The sequence below is a fragment of the Limnospira indica PCC 8005 genome (assembly GCF_000973065.1).
Classification (GTDB): Bacteria; Cyanobacteriota; Cyanobacteriia; order Cyanobacteriales; family Microcoleaceae; genus Limnospira; species Limnospira fusiformis.
The window spans coordinates 5,822,288-5,841,898 of the sequence record NZ_FO818640.1 but is presented as its reverse complement, the minus strand read 5'-3'; the positions used below and the strand labels follow the sequence as shown (position 1 = coordinate 5,841,898).

Annotated in this window: 16 protein-coding genes; 7 read left to right on the top strand and 9 right to left on the bottom strand. The window is 45.6% G+C overall.

All coding sequences use genetic code 11. The annotated features are described in order from the left end of the window. The first annotated feature begins 9 nt into the window (after nt 1–9). A complete protein-coding gene (locus tag XZ46_RS25855) occupies nt 10–3,288 on the top strand; it encodes an efflux RND transporter permease subunit (RefSeq protein ID WP_008056001.1) in 3,279 nt (1,092 codons plus the stop codon). Here the strand turns inward: XZ46_RS25855 and XZ46_RS25850 are convergent, their stop codons facing one another. Continuing rightward, nucleotides 3,289–3,918 carry a TMEM165/GDT1 family protein gene (locus tag XZ46_RS25850; protein ID WP_008056003.1) on the bottom strand — a complete coding sequence of 210 codons (630 nt, stop codon included), beginning with the start codon at nt 3,916–3,918 and terminating at the stop codon, nt 3,289–3,291. A 418-nt stretch (nt 3,919–4,336) separates the two neighbouring features. Between XZ46_RS25850 and malQ the strand changes: the two genes are divergently transcribed. After that, complete coding sequence (malQ, locus tag XZ46_RS25845; protein WP_048895480.1) at nt 4,337–5,854, top strand: 4-alpha-glucanotransferase; 1,518 nt, start codon at nt 4,337–4,339, stop codon at nt 5,852–5,854. A gap of 8 nt (nt 5,855–5,862) precedes the next feature. Here the strand turns inward: malQ and XZ46_RS25840 are convergent, their stop codons facing one another. After that, nucleotides 5,863–6,789, bottom strand: coding sequence for a helix-turn-helix domain-containing protein (locus XZ46_RS25840; RefSeq protein WP_006668980.1), 927 nt, complete (start codon nt 6,787–6,789; stop codon nt 5,863–5,865). Between the two features lie 12 nt (nt 6,790–6,801). After that, nucleotides 6,802–7,575 carry a pseudouridine synthase gene (locus XZ46_RS25835; RefSeq protein ID WP_008056007.1) on the bottom strand — a complete coding sequence of 258 codons (774 nt, stop codon included), beginning with the start codon at nt 7,573–7,575 and terminating at the stop codon, nt 6,802–6,804. A 225-nt stretch (nt 7,576–7,800) separates the two neighbouring features. Between XZ46_RS25835 and XZ46_RS25830 the strand changes: the two genes are divergently transcribed. Further along, nucleotides 7,801–8,493 (top strand): LmeA family phospholipid-binding protein, encoded by a 693-nt coding sequence (locus XZ46_RS25830; RefSeq protein ID WP_008056009.1) that lies wholly within the window; start codon nt 7,801–7,803, stop codon nt 8,491–8,493. Here XZ46_RS25830 and XZ46_RS25825 read toward each other — a convergent pair. The 3 genes from XZ46_RS25825 to XZ46_RS25815 form a co-directional block, all read right to left on the bottom strand. Then, nucleotides 8,490–9,380 (bottom strand): phosphatidate cytidylyltransferase, encoded by an 891-nt coding sequence (locus XZ46_RS25825; protein WP_006622713.1) that lies wholly within the window; start codon nt 9,378–9,380, stop codon nt 8,490–8,492. The genes XZ46_RS25830 and XZ46_RS25825 overlap by 4 nt on opposite strands. A gap of 94 nt (nt 9,381–9,474) precedes the next feature. After that, nucleotides 9,475–10,077 (bottom strand): precorrin-6Y C5,15-methyltransferase subunit CbiT, encoded by a 603-nt coding sequence (gene cbiT / locus XZ46_RS25820; RefSeq protein ID WP_008056011.1) that lies wholly within the window; start codon nt 10,075–10,077, stop codon nt 9,475–9,477. A 57-nt stretch (nt 10,078–10,134) separates the two neighbouring features. After that, nucleotides 10,135–11,625 carry an aminotransferase class I/II-fold pyridoxal phosphate-dependent enzyme gene (locus XZ46_RS25815; protein ID WP_008056013.1) on the bottom strand — a complete coding sequence of 497 codons (1,491 nt, stop codon included), beginning with the start codon at nt 11,623–11,625 and terminating at the stop codon, nt 10,135–10,137. Between the two features lie 114 nt (nt 11,626–11,739). On the opposite strand from XZ46_RS25815, the gene ychF reads away from it, so the two are divergent. Together ychF and XZ46_RS25805 are read left to right on the top strand one after the other, a co-directional pair. After that, nucleotides 11,740–12,831: a redox-regulated ATPase YchF gene (ychF, locus tag XZ46_RS25810; protein ID WP_008056015.1), complete on the top strand. Its 1,092-nt coding sequence runs from the start codon at nt 11,740–11,742 to the stop codon at nt 12,829–12,831. A 137-nt stretch (nt 12,832–12,968) separates the two neighbouring features. Beyond that, nucleotides 12,969–13,328: a phage holin family protein gene (locus XZ46_RS25805; RefSeq protein WP_008056017.1), complete on the top strand. Its 360-nt coding sequence runs from the start codon at nt 12,969–12,971 to the stop codon at nt 13,326–13,328. A 73-nt stretch (nt 13,329–13,401) separates the two neighbouring features. On the opposite strand, the gene XZ46_RS25800 is transcribed toward XZ46_RS25805, so the two are convergent. Beyond that, nucleotides 13,402–13,746, bottom strand: coding sequence for a hypothetical protein (locus XZ46_RS25800; RefSeq protein ID WP_008052902.1), 345 nt, complete (start codon nt 13,744–13,746; stop codon nt 13,402–13,404). 94 nt (nt 13,747–13,840) lie between these two features. Between XZ46_RS25800 and XZ46_RS25795 the strand changes: the two genes are divergently transcribed. Together XZ46_RS25795 and ftsH are read left to right on the top strand one after the other, a co-directional pair. Further along, nucleotides 13,841–15,370 (top strand): YifB family Mg chelatase-like AAA ATPase, encoded by a 1,530-nt coding sequence (locus XZ46_RS25795; RefSeq protein WP_006622719.1) that lies wholly within the window; start codon nt 13,841–13,843, stop codon nt 15,368–15,370. Between the two features lie 34 nt (nt 15,371–15,404). After that, nucleotides 15,405–17,270, top strand: a complete 1,866-nt coding sequence (ftsH, locus tag XZ46_RS25790) for an ATP-dependent zinc metalloprotease FtsH (RefSeq protein WP_008056020.1) — start codon at nt 15,405–15,407, stop codon at nt 17,268–17,270. Nucleotides 17,271–17,279: 9 nt separating this feature from the next. Here ftsH and XZ46_RS25785 read toward each other — a convergent pair whose 3' ends face one another. Both XZ46_RS25785 and XZ46_RS25780 read right to left on the bottom strand, forming a co-directional pair. Beyond that, nucleotides 17,280–18,785, bottom strand: coding sequence for an inorganic phosphate transporter (locus XZ46_RS25785; RefSeq protein WP_008056022.1), 1,506 nt, complete (start codon nt 18,783–18,785; stop codon nt 17,280–17,282). Nucleotides 18,786–18,862: 77 nt separating this feature from the next. Then, a complete protein-coding gene (locus XZ46_RS25780; RefSeq protein ID WP_008056024.1) occupies nt 18,863–19,525 on the bottom strand; it encodes a DUF47 domain-containing protein in 663 nt (220 codons plus the stop codon). Nucleotides 19,526–19,611: the final 86 nt, after the last annotated feature.

The window sequence follows — 19,611 nt, the reverse complement described above, 5'->3', positions numbered from 1 at the left end:
GGGTTAATTGTGTTTACCAATTTCTTTATCAAACGTCCTGTTTTTGCTACGGTCTGTTCCCTGGTAATTATCCTAGTCGGTTTTGTGGGATTCACCCGACTACCTGTGCAAGAATTTCCCAGCATTGATCCTCCGATTGTGAGAGTTAGGACGACCTATCCGGGGGCGAATGCGGAAGTAGTAGAAACGGAAGTTACGGAGATTCTGGAGGCGGCTATTAACGGGGTTCAAGGATTAAGAACCATGACCTCCTCTAGTCGAGAAGGGCTAAGTTCTATCAATGTTGAGTTTGAATTGGAACGGGATTTAGAAGTAGCCGTCCAGGATGTTCTCTCCCGTGTGTCTAGGGCGACGGGGCGACTACCTTCTGATGTGAATAACCCGGTAGTTTCTAAGGATGGTAGCGACGACGATCGCATTATGTGGATTGCCATATATGGCGATCGCTTTAGCACCTTAGAACTCAGTAATTATGCCGACCAATTCCTGAGAAACTCCCTAGAAACCGTTAACGGGGTCGGTAGTATTTTCATAGGTGGGGAACGTCGCTACGCCATGAGAATTTGGCTAGATGCTAAACGGATGGCTGCCCGCAATGTGACCCCCCTAGATGTAGAAAATGCCCTACAGAGACAAAACGTAGAAATCCCTAGCGGTCGCATCGAAGGTGAGACCATGGAATTTCCCGTCCGCACCCTAGGAAGACTACAAACCCCCCCTGAATACGAAGACCTAATTATCAGACGCAACCCCGACGGTACACAAATACGCATCGGAGATATTGGCTATGCAGAAATCGGCGCAGAAAGCGATCGCACCATTGCCAGATTTAGGGGTCAACCCGCCGTTACCATAGGAGTTAGTAGACTTTCCGACGCGAACCTTTTAGAAGTGGCTACAGGGGTTAAGGAAAGAATGAAAGAACTTTCCCAAAACTTCCCCGAAGGCATGAATTATACCGTAGCAGTAGACTACTCGGAATTTGTGCAAGTTGCCATTGATGAAGTATGGCAAAGTCTCCTGTTAGCCATATCCCTGGTGGTGTTAGTCATCTTCCTATTTCTGAAAAACTGGCGGGCTACCCTAATTCCCACCATCACCATTCCCGTTTCATTAATTGGCGCATTTGGTGCCATGTTTTTTCTGGGATTTTCCATTAATGTATTGACCCTATTTGCCCTAACCCTAGCTACCGGATTAGTGGTAGATGATACCATTGTGGTTTTAGAAAATATCGTCCGCTATATTGACGAGAAGAAAATGCACCCTTTCCAGGCTGCCATTCATGCCATGGGGGAGGTGGTATTTGCTGTAATTGCCACTACTGTGGTGCTAATTGCCGTATTTGTGCCAGTCAGTTTTTCCGGGGGAGCAACCGGACAGATTTTTAATGAATTTGCCATCACCCTAGCCATTTCTGTCGTCTTCTCATCCTTCGTTGCTCTCACCTTAGCGCCCGCTGTTTCGGCGATTATCTTAAAACCATCCCACAGCAGTAAAAACCTGTTGATGAGGCTGCTATCAGCCCCTCTGAATGCCTTTGATTGGCTGCTCGATCGCATCACGAATATCTATGATGCCAGTTTGCGATTGTTGATCTCATTTAAACCTGTGATTTTGCTGGGATTTGTAGCATCTCTGGGTCTCACAGCTTGGCTATTTGTACAATTGCCTCAAGGGTTTTTGCCAACGGAAGATAGGGGGCGGATTTTTGTGCCGATTAATGCTCCCGAAGGAGCCAGCCTCAACTATACTAATAATGTGGTTAAGCAAGTTGAAGAAATCTTGGCTGATGTCCCGGAAATGCGGGCATTTTTTACCCTAACCGGATTTGGGAGAGGCGCAGCCCAAGCTAACCGAGGCTTTGCTTTTACTAGCCTTGTCCCTTGGTCAGAACGTACAGAACCGGAACAGTCTCAACAGGCGATCGTGCGACGTTTATTTGGCAAGTTTTCGCAAATTACCGATGCCATGGTATTTGCAATTAATCCGAGTTCACTACCAGGAAGTCGCCTCGGTCAACCTGTACAATTTGTGCTTCAGGGAAATGATATTAGCGAGTTGGCACAAGTTTCCGAACAATTGGCTATGGCGGCGAATGAATTACCTCAGTTGGTCAATATGGACACTGATTTAAAGCTGAATAAGCCGGAATTGGTCTTAGAGGTAAATAGATCCCAAGCCGGAAATTTGGGGGTTTCTGTGCAAGAAATAGCCCGGACTTTGCAAATTATGCTGGGTGGTCGGGAAATTACCAATTTTAACCAGGGAAATCAACGTTATGAAGTGATAGTTAGGGGACAGTCGGAATTTCGGGCTAGTCCTGAAGATATTGGGGAAATATCTGTGCGATCGGAGTCCGGTCAAATGGTCCCCCTCAGTAATTTGGTGACTATCCGTGACTCGACTCTACCACCGCAAATTAACCACTTTAACCGCTTCCGGTCGGCGACTTTAGAAGGTAGTGCCGCCCCAGGATATAGTCTCGGTGAAGCCTTAGAAGCACTCCAAGATCTAGCCGATCGCACTATTCCTGAGACCATGAGAACAGACCTAGCTGGAGAGTCCCGCGAGTTTAGTCAAGCTGGAGACGCGACAATTTACATTTTCGGGTTATCCCTAGCCTTTATTTTCCTAACTTTGGCGGCGCAGTTTGAAAGTTTTGTGGATCCGTTTGTGATTTTATTAGCGGTCCCCCTATCCCTATTAGGTGCTTTTGGGGCGCTATGGTTGGCTGAATTGGAGTTAAATATTTATAGCCGCATTGGTTTGATTATGTTAATCGGACTTTCGACTAAAAACTCGATTCTCATTGTCGAATTTGCTAACCAACTGCGAGAAATGGGGCGGTCTATTACTCAGGCGGCGATCGAGGCGGGAAAAGTCCGTTTTCGACCCATTTTGATGACGGCTTTATCGACTATTTTTGGGGTCATGCCTCTGGCTTTTGCCACAGGTGCGGGTGCAGTTAGTCGGGTTTCTATTGGTATGTCCGTCATGGGAGGAATGCTGGTTTCCACTCTACTGAGTTTGTATATTGTGCCAGTGTTTTATATCATTGCTACCACTTTACAGTCCCGTTTAGTGGGCGATAAACACCCCGCCACCCGTCAGGCTTCAGAACCTGTGTATTATGCCCCAGAAAATGCTAATGGTAACGGCTACACTATCATAACTGGCAATGGCAATGGCAATGGCAATGGCAATGGCAATGGCAATGGCAAAACTACGGTTAATAAACCTTTAGAAACAGCCCCAAAATCCAGTCATGATAGTTCCCAAAACTGATTAAACGGAAACGTTTTCGACACCATTAATTAAAGCCACCAAGCCGAAAACAATAAATAAACATCCGCTAACGGCTGTAATGGTGCGTTCGGAAATGCGACCCGCAATTATGCGGCCTCCCAAAACGGCGATCGCAGTTGAGATACTATGCCCTAAAATCACCCCTGATATTACTCCCACGGGGTGATAAGTGGCTGCTAAAGCAATGGTAGCAATTTGAGTGCGATCGCCCCACTCCCCGATAAAAGTTAAAGTAAATGCTTCCAGCAATATCCCCAGCTTCGACTTATTCTTAGCTAAATTCGACGCGGCTACCGCCTTCATAGCCTCCTCTTCTTCCTCACCACCGGACTGAGAGGATGGCATTTTACTTGCTTGGTATAACAATTTAATTCCAAATAAACTAAACAGGAAAATTGTCGCCCAGTGCAGATAACTTGGCGGCAAGAAAGCCACCAATCGACCCATAACGACAGCAATAATTGTCATAGATGCCAAAGCTGCTATGACCCCGGCAAAAACCAGCCTTCTGGGGTATCGCATTGACAAAATAGCAGCAATAAAAAAGGTTTTATCACCTAATTCCGACAAGCTAATCAATAAAAGTCCCGCCGTAAATGCAGTTAACATATTATCAGTGTTTCCTCCCCTTGAATAAATAGGACATAGAGCCGATAATTAGCGCCCTAAGCATTGTATCATAAAAATCCAATTTTCGTCGAAATTTACGGTTAATAAATAGGGCATTTCATAAATTAATCATCTTGGTTTAATCGAGGTTTCATAATTCCGGAAATCCGGTAATATCAACCCATGAAAGAGTAGGTAAGATGATAGTGATTATGGAGAGTCCCACTAACAGAACCGAGAGCGATCGCCCTAGAGTTTGGACAGAATCAGCTTTTAATTATGCCAAATCCGTCCCTAGCAGGAGTAAAATGTAGGACAGGGGATGGTATTTTCCTGATGGCAGGTGGATCAAGAAGCTGTGCCGAGAGGACAAGCCACCCTGTCACCAGTGGAAACAATTATATCTTTTAGGTTTCTTATGTCATTTCAGCCCAGATCTAGCGGCATTTTATTACACCCTACCTCCCTACCAGGTCGATATGGCATCGGGGACATAGGGCCGAATGCTTATCAGTTTGTGGACTTTCTCAGAGACAGTCACCAACAACTGTGGCAAATCCTGCCCCTAGGTCCAACCGGGTTTGGAAATTCTCCTTACCTTTCCTATTCCGCCTTTGCGGGAAATCCTCTGTTAATCAGTCCTGATATGTTAGCCGAGACCGGACTACTGACAGCAAAAGATTTAGACAAAATCCCCACCCTACCCACAGATATGGTGGATTTTGACCGGGTAAGAGAACTGAAAACCCCTCTATTTCTTAAAGCCTTCCAGAATTTTCGGAAACAGGAACCATCAGACCTTCATCGCGAATTTGATGAATTTTGTGGCCAGAAAAGCTACTGGCTAGATGACTATGCCTTTTTTATGGCTCTCAAAGATGCCCAAGACGGGGCGAGTTGGCACACTTGGGATGATGAAATTTCCCGGCGCAAGCCAGAAGCGATGAAAAAATGGCAGGAAAAACTGAGCGAAGAAATCTTTTTCCATAAGTATCTGCAATTTACCTTCAATCGTCAGTGGGCAAATTTGAAGCGCTACGCCAATGAACAGGGAATCCAGATTTTTGGAGATTTGGCGATTTATGTAGCCCATGATAGTGCGGATGTGTGGTCTCATCCCGAAATTTTCTGTTTAGACGGAGAAACGGGAGAGGCGGCGTTAATGGCAGGAGTCCCACCCGATTATTTTAGCGAAAGTGGGCAACTGTGGGGTAATCCGGTTTATAACTGGGATCGCCTTCAACAAAATGGGTTTGATTGGTGGGTGCATCGTATTCAATCAATGTTGGATTATGTAGACCTTATTCGGATTGACCATTTCCGGGGTCTGGAGTCTTTTTGGGCAGTTCCCCAGGGGGAAACTACTGCCATGAATGGTGAGTGGGTAAATGCACCGGGAGAGGATCTATTCCACACCATTGAGGAAAAGTTAGGGCGACTGCCGATTATTGCTGAAGATTTGGGGATTATTACGCCAGAGGTGGAAGCCTTGCGGGATAAATTTGAGTTACCGGGTATGAAGGTGCTGCATTTTGCATTTGATTCAGGACGGGATAACCCCTATTTACCCTATAACTACACTTCCCCTAATTGGGTGGTGTATACGGGAACCCATGATAATGATACGACTGTGGGTTGGTTTAATAATCGATCGCTCAAACAACAAGCCCATGTAACTCGTTATTTAGGTTATCTAGGTGAGGTGCTAAATGATGGCATTCACTGGGATATGATTCGGCTGGCTTTGTCATCAGTGGCTAATCAGGCAATTTTCCCCCTACAAGATGTGTTGGGATTGGGAAGTGAGGCTAAAATGAATAAACCCAGTACCGCTGAGGGTAACTGGGCTTGGCGTTGTGAGCCTGGGTTGCTAACTGATGAAATTGGCGATCGCCTGAAGTTCTGGACAGATACCTATGGACGCGCGCCTAGATAAAAGGTGAACTAGGAACTGGGAATATCGGCGGTTTCATCGCTATTCCCAGCCTTAAATACCGCTTCTTGCACCATTCCCGGTTCTCCCAAGCGTCTGGCTTCGCCGTTGTTGACCTTCACCAATACGCCTCCGGCATTTCCGGCCACTACCACCACTTCAGTTTTAGCTGTCCAGGTTTTTTGAGTGCCACCGGGTAATATTCCCTGAAATTCGGTTTTTCCGTCTATTTCAATCAGTACCCAAGACTCATCCTTAACCACTATTCCCACTTCAACATCCTGAATAATAGGTTGTGGTGCGGGTGCGGGTGTCGGTGCGGGTGCGGGTGTCGGTGCTGATGATTCTGCTACCACTACGGTAGTGGAAGATTGAGACACTAACTGACTCTGTGGGGGGGATGGTGTTGTGGTTACCGGATTTGGCTGTGGCGTGACCACAGTATCCCCACTAGCTGATTCTGTCTGTGTAACTGCTAATTCACCGGATTGGGGAACCAGATAAGACAGCGCATTAACGGCACAAATAATCAGTAGAGTATAAGTTAGATACAGATGAGTTGGCCGTAATTGTGGCAGAGACAGCAATTTAAGCGATCGCGCCAGAGTCTTTTCCCCAGATTCCGGTAAAAAGAAATTGGCTAACTCCTCTCCATTCAGCCCCAAAGCATCCGCATATTGGCGAATCAGACCCTGAGTATAAATAGGTTCAGGTAGGTTATCTATTTCACCCTCTTCGATGGCTTGGAGTAAATGGGTGCGAATACGGGTATAAGCTGCCACCATACCCAAGGAGAAGGAATTTTTCATCCTGGCATCACGCAACTGTTGACCAATATCTGATAGGCGTTGTGCCTGGTCATGATCAACTCGATTTTGTGGTTGCTTGTGATTTTCGGATCTATTTTGAAAAATTGGGTGAGTAAGAGTTAATTTCATAAGCCATGATCCTCAAGAACAACTGCCAGATTTCCAGACACAGACTCGATTCTTTAGCAAATGCACTTCAGAGTTTTTCAGGGATCTATATTCACCTGAAGCTAATTCAGGTTTCCCAGTCGAGTTGAGATAAATAGGCCCAATTGCTGTCCGATGCAGTTGAACCACTGGATAACCGAGAGCCTCTGCTACTCGCCGAATCTGTCGGTTTCTCCCTTCTCGTAAAACCACTTCTAGCAAAGTCTGAGAGCGGCCCGGTTTCCCGATGAGCCTAACTTTAGCTGGTAATGTGTTTTTACCAGATAGTAGGATACCTTGTCTCCACTGTTCTAAAACAGATTCTGGAGGACAGCCTTGGACTAGAACTTGATAGGTTTTAGCTACATGATAACGGGGATGGGTTAAAAGAAATGTCAGTTCACCATCATTTGTGATCAGTAATGCACCGGTTGAGTCGCTGTCTAAGCGACCTACGGGGTGCAGTCCCTGTCCGACTCGCATTTGACGCGGCAGCAGGTCTAAAACCGCTTTTCGGCCTTGGGGTTCTGCACAGGTGCAAACTACGCCTAGGGGTTTATTTAGCAGTAGGTATAGGGGTTGGGGTTGACTGGAAGGGTGCAGTGCGCGTCCGTCAATTTCAATGCGATCGCATTTGGGATCTGCTTTCTGGCCTAAATAAGCGCGATCGCCATTTACTTTGACCCTTCCTGATAGTATCATCTCCTCGGCATGACGACGAGAGGCGACTCCCCAGTGAGATATGATTTTCTGTAGCCTTTCATTCATAGAGGTTGACGACAGGGCATCCCTTATGGATGTTGGATTACAACGGGGTGATTTGCTGGGTAGAAGGCACTGATTTTCCTTAACTATGGGAGTTATAGGAGTTTCCGTAGTAGTGGATCAATCTGTAGGCGAGACTGACGAGTTAGATTCTTGCATATATCTATGCTGCATATACCAATATTACAACAATTCTTGATTTTTTGATAACAAATTAACAGCGAGATTATGACGGGGACTAAAACTGAGGAAAAGAAACTGATCGCAACGGTTCTATCGGCGGCGCTACAGCTTTGGTTGCGATCGCAAGTGGAGGGGGTAGAATCTTTAAAAGTCCACGTCGGAGGTGGTAACCGATCGCTACTAAGGGGGTCTATTCCCACGGTGTCCGTCTCAGCCAAGGCTGTGATTTATCAGGGCTTGCATCTTTCCCAAGTGGCTTTGAGTAGTTCCGGTATCCGTATCAATTTACGTCAGGTTCTCCAGGGTAAGCCTTTACAGCTTCTGGAAGCGATCCCGGTTGATTGTGATTTGCAAATTCTCGCCTCGGATCTTAATGCTTCGGTGAGTTCGCCACTTCTAGCCAATGCCATTACCCAACTGCTACAGTCTCACTTACCACTGACTGAGGGAACCCTCGAACATCTGCAATTAAGGCTCAATAGCGATCGCCTGACGTTAAATGCTGATTTAATCACAGATTCCCATGGGGCGATCGCCCTTAGTTTAGATAGCCAATTACAGCGGATCAGTTCCACCCAACTGTTACTACACCAGCCCTATATCAAAGCCGATCCCCTCATTAGTGCCACTGTGCTAGAGTCAATTCCGATTGACTTAGGAACTGATGTAGATATTGAGGATCTGAGTATCAGTAAGGAACAGCTTACCCTACGGGGGAAAATTTGGGTCAATCCCTAGGTTTTGAATAAAGGTAGCACCAAGGTGACAAAGTAATAGACTAGGGGGGCGGTAAAAACATAGCTATCAGCGCGATCGAGAATGCCGCCGTGACCGGGGATGAGTTGACCGGAATCTTTGACTCCAGCATCGCGCTTCATCATTGATTCGGTCAGGTCTCCCAAAAGACTAGCTATGCCAATTATAATACCCAGGGCGAAACCTGTCCAGAGAAACTGCGGCCATTGCAGAAACCAAGCACCAGCGATCGCCACTCCAATGCTACCTAAAATCCCGAATATAGCGCCCTCTACGGTTTTTTTGGGGCTAATATCAGAAAGTCGGGTCCGCCCCAAAAATTTCCCAAAAATGTATGCGCCAATATCCGCCGCCCAAATGCAACCAAAAGCCAGCAGACTGGCGGTCAATCCTTCAGTGAGGGTATAGGATAAATCCCACGATGGCGGAAAGTATCTGAGTTGAGGTAGGTTAGTGGTGACATGGGTTAACAGGGGACTGGAACCATCTAGCCCCACCCGTAGCCTAATCCAATAACTGGGTAAGTATCCACCATAAAACAGACCCAAAATGGAGGCGGCAATATCAGCAATGCTAGAGATTCTGGGTTGAAATAGCAAGTAGAAGCAGATCAGGGTTCCGGCTAGAGCGAAGATAGCATCTACTAGGTTGGGGGCGATCGCCGCCGTAACTAATAGGGCTTGACTGACAACTAGGGTAGTTTTCCCGGCTGGTTCGATGCCTTTAGCCCGCACCAGTTGAAAGTATTCTAACTGACCTAGGTACACAATCACCCCAAAGCCGAGGGTAAAGTACCATCCCCCTAGGGTTAGCATGAGCAAGGCGAGGGCGATCGCCACAATTCCACTGATGACACGAGACCAAGACATGGTTGATTAACAAGTGAACTGAATAGCAAATTGGCAAAAGATGACAGAGAAGTTACCCTGACCGCCTAGGGTAGAATAAGGGGTAATTTCCGCATTAACTGATTTTCTCACCACTAAGGATAAACATAGGATCAATTGCTACTAAACTTTGCGATCGCCCTCGACTCTCCAGGCGGTTAATGGAAGATTGGACTACCTCCACATTCCGCACCTGTAATTGAGCAAACCCTTCCGAAATTAGGTACAAGGTCTCTAAATTTGACGCAGTGGCTACAATACGGCCTTGGGGCTGTAAATATTGCCACACCGTAACTAGAATATCTTTGATGGCTTTTCCTCCCTCTAAACAGACGCGGTGGGGAAGGTTCTTGAGTCCATGCAAACAGTCGGGGGCGTTTCCTTCAATGACATCTACATTGGTGACACCGAAGCGATCGCAATTAGTGCGGATCAGATTAGCCACTTCCCCATCTCTTTCCACGGCAATAATTCTACCCTGGGGACATAATAAACCAGTTTCTACCGCAATGGTTCCAGTTCCCGCCCCAATATCCCACACTATACAATCTGGCTGTAGCCGTAGATAGGAAATCAACAGCAATCTTACCTCCCGTTTACTCATGGGAATTCCTGGTAAACGTTCAAATAGGTCATCGGGAATGCCTGGGGTAATATAAGGCCAAAGTGGGGAAGACATAAAATAATTGGTGACTTGTGCTGCTAGGGGACTTGAAAGAAAGCCAGGGCGGGAGTTTCAATGCTCAATTACCCGCAGGGTTGCTAAGGTATTATCGCTACATCCGGTAATTTCTCCCCCCAAGGCTTGTACCTGTTGCAAAAATGCGATCGCTTTTTTAGATATAGCTTCCCCCGGCCACAAAATTGGCACACCTGGGGGATAGGGACAAACACACTCAGCGCTAATTTTACCCGGACAGTCTGGAGTTGGTAGTGAGATGGTTTTGGCAAAAAAGGCATCTCGGACAGACATGGCGGAAACCTCAGCTATGGGGGTAGCAAAGGCTGATATAGTATCGATCATCTGCCAGTCCTGCTGGTTTAGTGTGGGGGAATTTTCTAGTTCTCCAGATACAGCCTGTTGGCTGAGAAATGCGAATCCCTTAATCATCTGATCGATATCCCCTTGGCTGTTGGCGGGACTGATGATCATCGTCAAGTGTTCGAGATCTGGTAACTCAGCAGTTACCCGAAACTGTTGATGCAGAATTGTGTCTGCTTCATAACCACTTAACCCGCAGTCGCTGACCTTAACCGTTAACCGGGTTGGGTCTAAAGCAACACACCCAGCAGTTACCGGGGGATGATAGACCCGTAAACCGGGTAAGTTTTCTAATTGAGTTTTTGCCCTCTGTGCTAATTCTAGCGCTTCTGTGAGCCTTTTTTGACCCTGATTGACCATTTGATGGCGGGCTGCATCCAGAGAAGCTAACAGCAGATAACTGGGGCTGGTGGTTTGTAGCATTTGTAGGGCGTTATCCAGACGGGTGAGGTTGATGCGATCGCCTTTAATCTGTACCATTGACGCTTGATTCATTGCCCCTAGCACTTTATGGGTAGATTGTACCGTTAAATCAGCCCCGCATTGTAGGGCGCTTGGGGGTAGTTGCTGATGAAAGTGAAAATGTCCGCCATGGGCTTCGTCTACCAGTAGGGGGATGTTATAGTTATGAACTATGGTGGCTATCGCTGCTAAATTACCACAGATGCCGTGATAGGTGGGATATACTACCATCACCGCTTTGATGTCTGGGTGTTCATCTAGGGCTTGGGCGATCGCTTTTGGGGTCAGACTCAGCGGTAAATGCCAATCCTGGTCATATTCAGGATTAATAAAAATAGCCCGCGCCCCCGATATCACTAATCCTGAGATTACCGATTTATGAATGTTTCGCGGTAGGAGAATTTTGTCTTCTGGGTCACAGGTCGCTAAAATTGACGCGATAATCCCCACCGTTGAACCATTGACCAAAAATCTGCACAGGTCGCCCCCAAACGCTGCCGCTGCTAATTCCTGAGCCTGTTTAATCACTCCCTCCGGTGCGAATAGATTATCTAATTCTGGCAATTCTGGCAAGTCCGCCCTAAATACTTGCGACCCGAAAACCGCGGCCAAAGATTCGGGAATTCCCTGTCCCCGCCGATGTCCTGGGGTATAAAAAGCCGCACCCGGTGTTTCCGCCGCTTGTTTAAGGGCTGTTAATAGGGGAGTTTGATTTTGATCCATAATTGATCCACATCCACACAGGTCGCAGATTCCGGCTGATCTATTATTTAGATTTTGACTGTTTACTGGTATTATAACATATATCCAACCACTATAAAAATTTTATAGAACTGTATGCTTACCGCCGGAATTGTAGGATTACCTAATGTCGGAAAATCTACTCTTTTTAATGCCCTAGTTGCTAATGCTAAAGCCCAGGCTGCTAATTTTCCCTTTTGTACCATTGAACCTAATGTCGGGGTCGTCGCGGTTCCTGATGAACGTTTACAGGTATTAGCTAAAATTTCTAATTCCGAACAAATTGTCCCTACCAGAATTGAATTTGTTGATATCGCTGGACTCGTGCAAGGTGCTAGTCAAGGGGAGGGATTGGGTAATCAGTTTCTCTCCCATATTCGTGAGGTAGATGCGATCGTTCAGGTCGTCCGCTGCTTTGAAAATGATGATATTATTCATGTGTCCGGTTCCGTCGATCCGGTGCGGGATATTGAAATTATTAATCTGGAATTGGCTTATCGTGATTTGTCTCAGGTAGAACGTCGCATAGAACGCACCCGCAAACAAGCCCGCACTAGCAAAGAAGCCCAGTTAGAATTGGGTGCTTTAGAGAAAATTGCCGCCGTCTTAAACGATGGAAAATCTGCCCGTTTGGTCGATTTATCTGAAGAAGAAGCCGAGGCGATTAAGGGATTGGGTTTATTGACCAGAAAGCCGATTATTTATGCGGCTAATGTGTCCGAAGATGATTTGGCTACCGGTAACGAATGGGTCGAAAAAGTGAGAGCGATCGCTTCCCAAGAAAATGCCCAAGTTGTGATTATATCCGCTCAAGTAGAATCAGAACTTGTAGAACTTTCCGACTCCGAAAAGCAGGAGTTTTTGGAATCACTGGGAGTGCAAGAAGGCGGTTTAAAATCCCTAATTGCGGCTACCTATAAACTCTTAGGACTGAGAACATTTTTGACCACCGGACCCAAAGAAACTCGCGCCTGGACTATCCACGAGGGAATGTCCGCACCCCAAGCCGCCGGAGTCATTCACTCTGATTTTGAAAGGGGTTTTATCCGCGCCGAAACTGTAGCTTATCAAGACTTAGTTACTCATGGGTCTATGAATGCGGCTAAGGATAAAGGCTTAGTCCGCAGTGAAGGTAAGGAATATATCGTCCAAGAGGGGGATGTCATGTTGTTCCGATTTAATGTTTAATAGAGTTGGCGGGAGATTTCTTTAAGGGGTGACGTAGAATTACTCAACTCAAGGCTTGCGGGTCATAGCTGATTAATTAGTAACACATCTCATCAAGAAATCCTCCGACCATACAACTTAATACTGAGGTCTAAATTATGGATTTAATCATTGCTTGGTTGGTGACTGCGGTCAGCTTATTTTTAATTGCTCAACTCAGCCAATTTACCGGGGTAGAAATTGAAGACTTTAAAAAAGCCTTAATATCCTCCGCTGTTTTCGGGTTATTAAATCTTTTAGTCCGACCAGTTTTAGGGCTGTTTACTTTACCTCTGACCGTGGTTTTTTCGAGTTTCATTATCACCTTATTGTTGAATATGGCGATTTTTGGACTAGCGGCTTGGCTAGTGAGAGGTTTCTATCTCCGTCGGGGTATTTGGAGTGCTTTAATTGGCGCTTTGGCTTTGAGTTTCATTAACTCGATTTTATACGAAGTTCTCGCGAATGTTGGGATTTAAAGAGAGAGGTCAACTGAAAAGTTAGTGGCTATATGGGAATGGCTTACTCCCTTATAGCCATTAATTAGGATGGTTAGTGAGGCGATTTCGGTTGAGTTTTGAGAATCGCACTTTTCAGGAGTTCTTTATTAATTGTTGTGGGTGTAGCCGCCGCAGAATTAGCGCCAGGACGCGCCGTAGCGGCTGGGAAATGGGGAGTTTCGGTAAAATTCCAATGATTGAGAATGTCCAATTGTGCATCAACAATGGGATCATATTTTTCGTACCAACTAGCGATCGCCGTTGATAAAGTTTCGATATCATCTGGTAAAGGTTCAATTAAAGTCAGCAATTCTTGACATTTAGCATCAGTGAACAATTTAGGCTGAGTTTTCAGAAGTTTAATAAACGCTTCTAGGTTTTGCTTATAGAAAGACATAGCAGTTAGTTAAGATTTTCTGAAATTTAGGATAATACTTATCCTACTAATATACCATAAAATAGCCATTCTACAAGTCATCAATAATTGTATTATGTTAGCGAGAGTTTGGAGTGCGTCCGTAGTTGGTATTGATGCGGTAAAAGTCGGAGTTGAGGTAGATCTTTCGGGAGGACTCCCCAAAATCATTGTTTTAGGTTTACCTGATACAGCGGTTCAGGAGTCGCGGGAAAGGGTGAAAGCCACCCTAAAAAATGCTGGTTATAGTTTCCCCATGGGAAATATAGTAATTAACCTAACTCCCGCCGATTTGCGGAAGGAAGGGCCTTGTTTTGACCTCCCGATAAGTATTGGTATTTTAGCAGCTTCCGAACAGATAAAAGCCGATTTATTGGGAGATTTTCTGTTTTTAGGGGAAGTATCCTTAGATGGAAGTTTGCGTCCGGTAGCGGGGGTATTACCTATCGCAGCCGAAGCGCAAAATATGGGAATTACTGGCTTAGTAGTTCCCGAAGACAACGCTAGGGAGGCGGCGGTAGTTCAGGGGGTTTCGGTGTATGGTTTTAAGTCGATTTTCGAGGTAGTAGATTTTCTGAATTATCCGGAAAATTATCAGCCCCTCAAGTTAGATAGTTCGCGGATTTTAGCTACCCCAAAATCCACTAATTTAGACCTAAAAGATGTTAAAGGACAATCCCACGCCCGCCGCGCCTTGGAAATTGCTGCCACCGGGGGTCATAACCTCATTTTTGTAGGTCCGCCAGGTAGTGGTAAAACCATGTTAGCCAGACGTTTACCAGGTATTTTACCGCCGTTAAACTTTGAAGAAGCCCTAGAAGTTACCCGCATTCATTCGGTAGCGGGACTGTTAAAAAATCGGGGAACTTTAGTGAGCGATCGCCCCTTTCGTAGCCCCCACCATTCCGCCTCTGGACCCTCTTTGGTAGGTGGTGGAAGTTATCCCAAACCGGGGGAGATTTCTTTAGCCCATCGCGGCATTTTGTTCCTCGATGAATTAACCGAATTTCGCCGGAATGTTTTGGAGTTTTTAAGACAACCCCTAGAGGATGGATTTGTCACCGTCACCCGCACCCGTTTATCAGTCGTTTTCCCCTCCCAATTCACGTTAATTGCGAGTACAAATCCCTGTCCTTGTGGATATTATGGCGACCCCATACAAGCCTGTACCTGTTCTCCTCGTCAACGGGAACAATATTGGGCAAAACTATCAGGTCCTCTGATGGATAGGATTGATTTGCAAGTAGCAGTTAACCGACTCAAGCCGGAAGAAATTACCCGCCATTCCAACGCGGAATCATCAGAAACTGTACTAGAAAGAGTCCAAAAAGGACGGGAAAGGGCTTATCATCGATTCCAAGATGAACCCCATTTACAGTGTAATGCAGAGATGCAGAGTCGCCAAATTCAGCGGTGGTGTCAACCGGACGACGCAGGTTGTCAACTTCTCGAAGCAGCTATCCGCCGTCTAGGACTGTCTGCGCGGGGAAGCGATCGCGTTTTGAAAGTAGCCAGGACGATCGCCGACCTAGCGGGAGAGGACAACATCAAACCTAACCATATTGGCGAGGCTATTCAATATCGCACATTAGATAGAATGCAGTAGAATAGATAATAGATCTCCACTGTGGTATCAACCTATGAGTATTAAGAAAAAACCGAAAATTCCTAAATCCAGAAAAATCGCTAATTTACTCTTAATTCTAGCCGGGTTGATTTTAATTGGCAATTGGTTAGTGCCGCAAATTACTCGACCCAGAATTCCCAAAGTTCCCTATAGTTTGTTTATCCAACAAATTGAAAGGGGGGAGGTTAAAGCGGTGTTGCTGGGAGATAATGAAATTCGCTATCAACTGCGATCGGAAGGAGACGAACCCCCCCGAATTTTAGCGACTACTCCAGTTTTTGACCCGGAACTTCCCAGACGTTTACAAGCCCTAGGAATAGATTTCGGTGCGCCTCCACCTCCCCAAAATGCCTGGTTTAATGTCTTGTTAAATTGGGTGGTTCCGCCATTGATTTTAGTGGCGGCTTTTCAATTTTTTATGAAACGAGACCCCCAAGGTGCTTTATCAATTAGCAAAAGTAAAGCGAAGGTATATGTGGAGGGAGAGTCGGAAAAAATTACCTTTAATGATATTGCGGGAGTTGAGGAAGCAAAAGCTGAACTAGCGGAGGTGGTAGACTTCCTCAAAAATCCCCAAAGATTTATCGAAATTGGCGCGAGAATTCCCAAGGGTTTACTATTAGTAGGGCCGCCAGGAACTGGTAAAACTCTGATGGCGAAAGCAGTGGCTGGAGAGGCGGGAGTCCCGTTTTTTAGCATTTCGGCTTCGGAATTTGTGGAGTTATTTGTAGGGACTGGGGCGGCGCGAGTTAGGGATTTATTTGAACAGGCAAAATCGAAGGCACCTTGTATTATTTTTATTGACGAATTAGATGCGATCGGCAAATCCAGAAGCGGCGGGGGTGGCGGTTTTCAAAGTGGTAGCAGTGATGAAAGAGAACAAACCCTTAACCAATTATTGACGGAAATGGATGGGTTTGCAGCGGGGGCGGAAACGGTGATTGTGTTAGCTGCTACTAACCGCCCAGAGGCTTTAGATGCGGCTTTATTACGTCCGGGAAGGTTTGACCGTCAAGTGTTGGTCGATCGTCCTGACTTAGCAGGTAGAAAAGCGATTTTAGATATCTACGCGAAACGGGTTAAATTAGCCTCTGATGTGGATATGCAAGCGATCGCTACTCGTACTCCTGGTTTTGGGGGTGCAGACCTAGCCAATTTAGTGAATGAGGCGGCTTTGTTGGCGGCGAGAAGGCATCGGAAACTGGTCGGACAAGAAGAGTTTTATGAAGCCATAGAAAGGGTGGTTGCTGGGCTGGAAAAACGCAGCCGGGTTTTAAGTGAGAAAGAAAAGAAAATTGTCGCTTATCACGAAGTCGGACACGCGATAGTTGGGGCGTTAATGCCGGGGGGTGGAAAGGTGGCTAAAATTTCGATTGTTCCCCGTGGTTTAAGTGCTTTAGGCTATACATTAAAAATGCCGACTGAGGATAGATTTTTAATGGATGAAACGGAATTTCGGGAACAAATTGCCACTTTATTAGGGGGGAGGGCTGCGGAAAAAATTGTTTTTGAAAGGGTGACTAATGGGGCTTCTGATGACCTGCGCCGCGCTACTAATTTGGCGGAAAAAATGGTGACTACTTACGGCATGAGTCAAGTCCTAGGTCCTTTGGCTTATGAGGAAGGGGGAAAACCTAACTTTTTGGGAATGGGTGATGGTAATAGACGACGTTCTATTAGTGAAAAAACAGCGGAGGCTATTGATGCAGAAGTTCGGGAAATTGTGGAAAATGCTTATCAACAAGCCTTGGATATTCTGGAATTTAACCGAGATTTATTAGATACGATATCCCTAAAAGTTTTGGAAACTGAGGTTATCGAAGGGGAGGAATTACAAGGGCTTTTAGATGTTGTGAAAAATCCCGCCATTGACAGTTAGACGGTCAGCCTAGTTAACCATTCTCAGGGGTGCATGAAAGCGATCGCCTACATAATTAAGTTGTTGCTGTAGTTTGGTGTTATCATCTTTATAGCGGGTTATGGGCGGCTGAAATTGCCAGGACTCTGATTCTTGGGCGAGGGCTTCTGCTAACTGCCAACGGTGAAAAAATGTCCGCCCAGATAACCGCCCAATGGCACGAATTTGGTCGGAATTGAGATAGCTTGTATTCAGGTTTTTAATTTGGAAAGGGTCGATATATATTAGGTGAATTTGGGCGAGGGAAAGCAGTTGTTTTTCCTGTTCTTTATCTAGGGTCATGCGCGCCCTAACTTCATCTCGAAAATTGACCCCGCCGCTAATAGTGCGATCGCTGATATCTTGTAGGGGTTCGGTAGGTATTCCCACCTGTTCCAATTTGTTTAAAACTGTTTGGGATAGCTGATATTCTACACTTTGATAGACGGGTTGATTAAAGACATTTTGTAAAATAAATAGCATAACTAGACTAATAATGGCTGCTATAATAGGGGTGGAAACCCAGCCGGAAGCAATACCCAATAAAACACGCCAGCGAATTTGGCGGGCGCTTTTAATACCCTTCAAAAGTCCAATGCCAATAACCCCCCCAACGACGGCTTGAGAACTAGAAACGGGAATGAGGGGAATAGTCGGTAAGCCGGCATTAGCTAAGAGGCTTTCTAACCCAGTGGAAGAAAATATATATAATACTAAAGAATGGGCGACAACGACGACAAACGCGGCGACGGGAGAGAGAGGCATTAAGCTATTACCAACGGTCATCATTACCCGTTTTGAGTAAGTGTAAACACCAATAGCGATCGCAATTCCCCCCATTAAGAACAGTTGTTGAACTGAGGAAATACTCACGGACCCAATATTAAAGTTAGTGAAGGGTGAAGAAGACACAAACACCCCCATAACATTACCAATATTATTAGCGCCGAGGGCATAGGAACCGAAAGCGCCTGCTAAAATTAACCCAGCGCGGGTATAAAGATCTAACCGCAGCAAATGCAGTCTCAGACGGTCGAGAATAGCTATTACCACCAAATAAAGACCGGCGGCGAAAATAGCGCCCAAGATGGGGCAAGCAACCCAGGTTCCGAGAATTTTTATGAGGGTATCGGTATCTGTTATGGAACCACTAAATTGATTCCAGCCAATAATAGCACCGACAACGGCTTGGGTGGTGGAAACAGGTAAACCAATTTTGGTCATCCAGAAGACGGTTAAAGCAGCAGCAAAAGCAGCAGTAAAAGCACCAGCAATGGTATTAACAGCGCCTAATTCTCCGAGTCCAGCAGCGGCACCAGCCCCCCCCACTACTGCGCCGATAATTACGAATATACTACAGATAAAGGCTGCTGTACTAAACTTTACCATGCGACTACCAACGGCAGTCCCGAAGACATTGGCGGCATCATTTGCGCCCAAAGACCAGCCTAGAAATAAGCCACTGGATAGAAAAATTAAAATTGCGATCGCGTCCATGTTTACCTGATTTATGACTGGCTTACCAGAGAAAATTTAACTAAATTTTCCCGCAAATAGGAGATAATTAAGCAGTTTTAGAGGACTCGCTTAATCGCATAAATTGATAACTCATCCCCAGCATCTTCAGCAGCATCAGCGAGACGGTCAATCAAATCAACTCCGTCGCGTAACTGCATTTTACGTTCCAAAGGCAGTTGAGAATTAAAGATATTTGTTTTGAGTCTAATAGCAATGCGATCGCTTTCTGTTTCATAGACTCGGACGCGATAAAGATGATCGCGAACCGCATCAGGATGACGGAAAAAAGCCCGCGCCGCAATGACAACAGTTTCCACACTTTTAACCACCATTCCCGTCAATTCTTTAAAGTCTTGATCATAGTCTTCTGGAATATCTGGATGTTCAATAATAATACTTTGATAGCTGTCGCCAAACAAATCAATTAAATAGTATAAATCCTCCAACAAACTTAAAACATCACCCCGGGAGTCAGGAATCAACATTTCCGTATATAGTTGGGATTCAATCGCCCGCCTAAGTTCATTGCATCGCCTCTTTAAATCCCGCAATTGCTGCATTTTATTCTCACAGCTTGCCGTCACATATTGAGAATCTAAATAAGCGGAAATTCCCATCTCAAAATATAGACATCCTTCAGATATCTTATCCAGAAACTCATCTATTTGACCTTCGATAAATTTAGTTTTACCAAACAAAGGCGGAATGTCTTTTTTCATAATATTTCTACCCATAAAACGCCAAGATTAACCGCCCCCAATAATCTCACTAGGGGCGGGCGATCGATACAAATTTTAACTCTGAC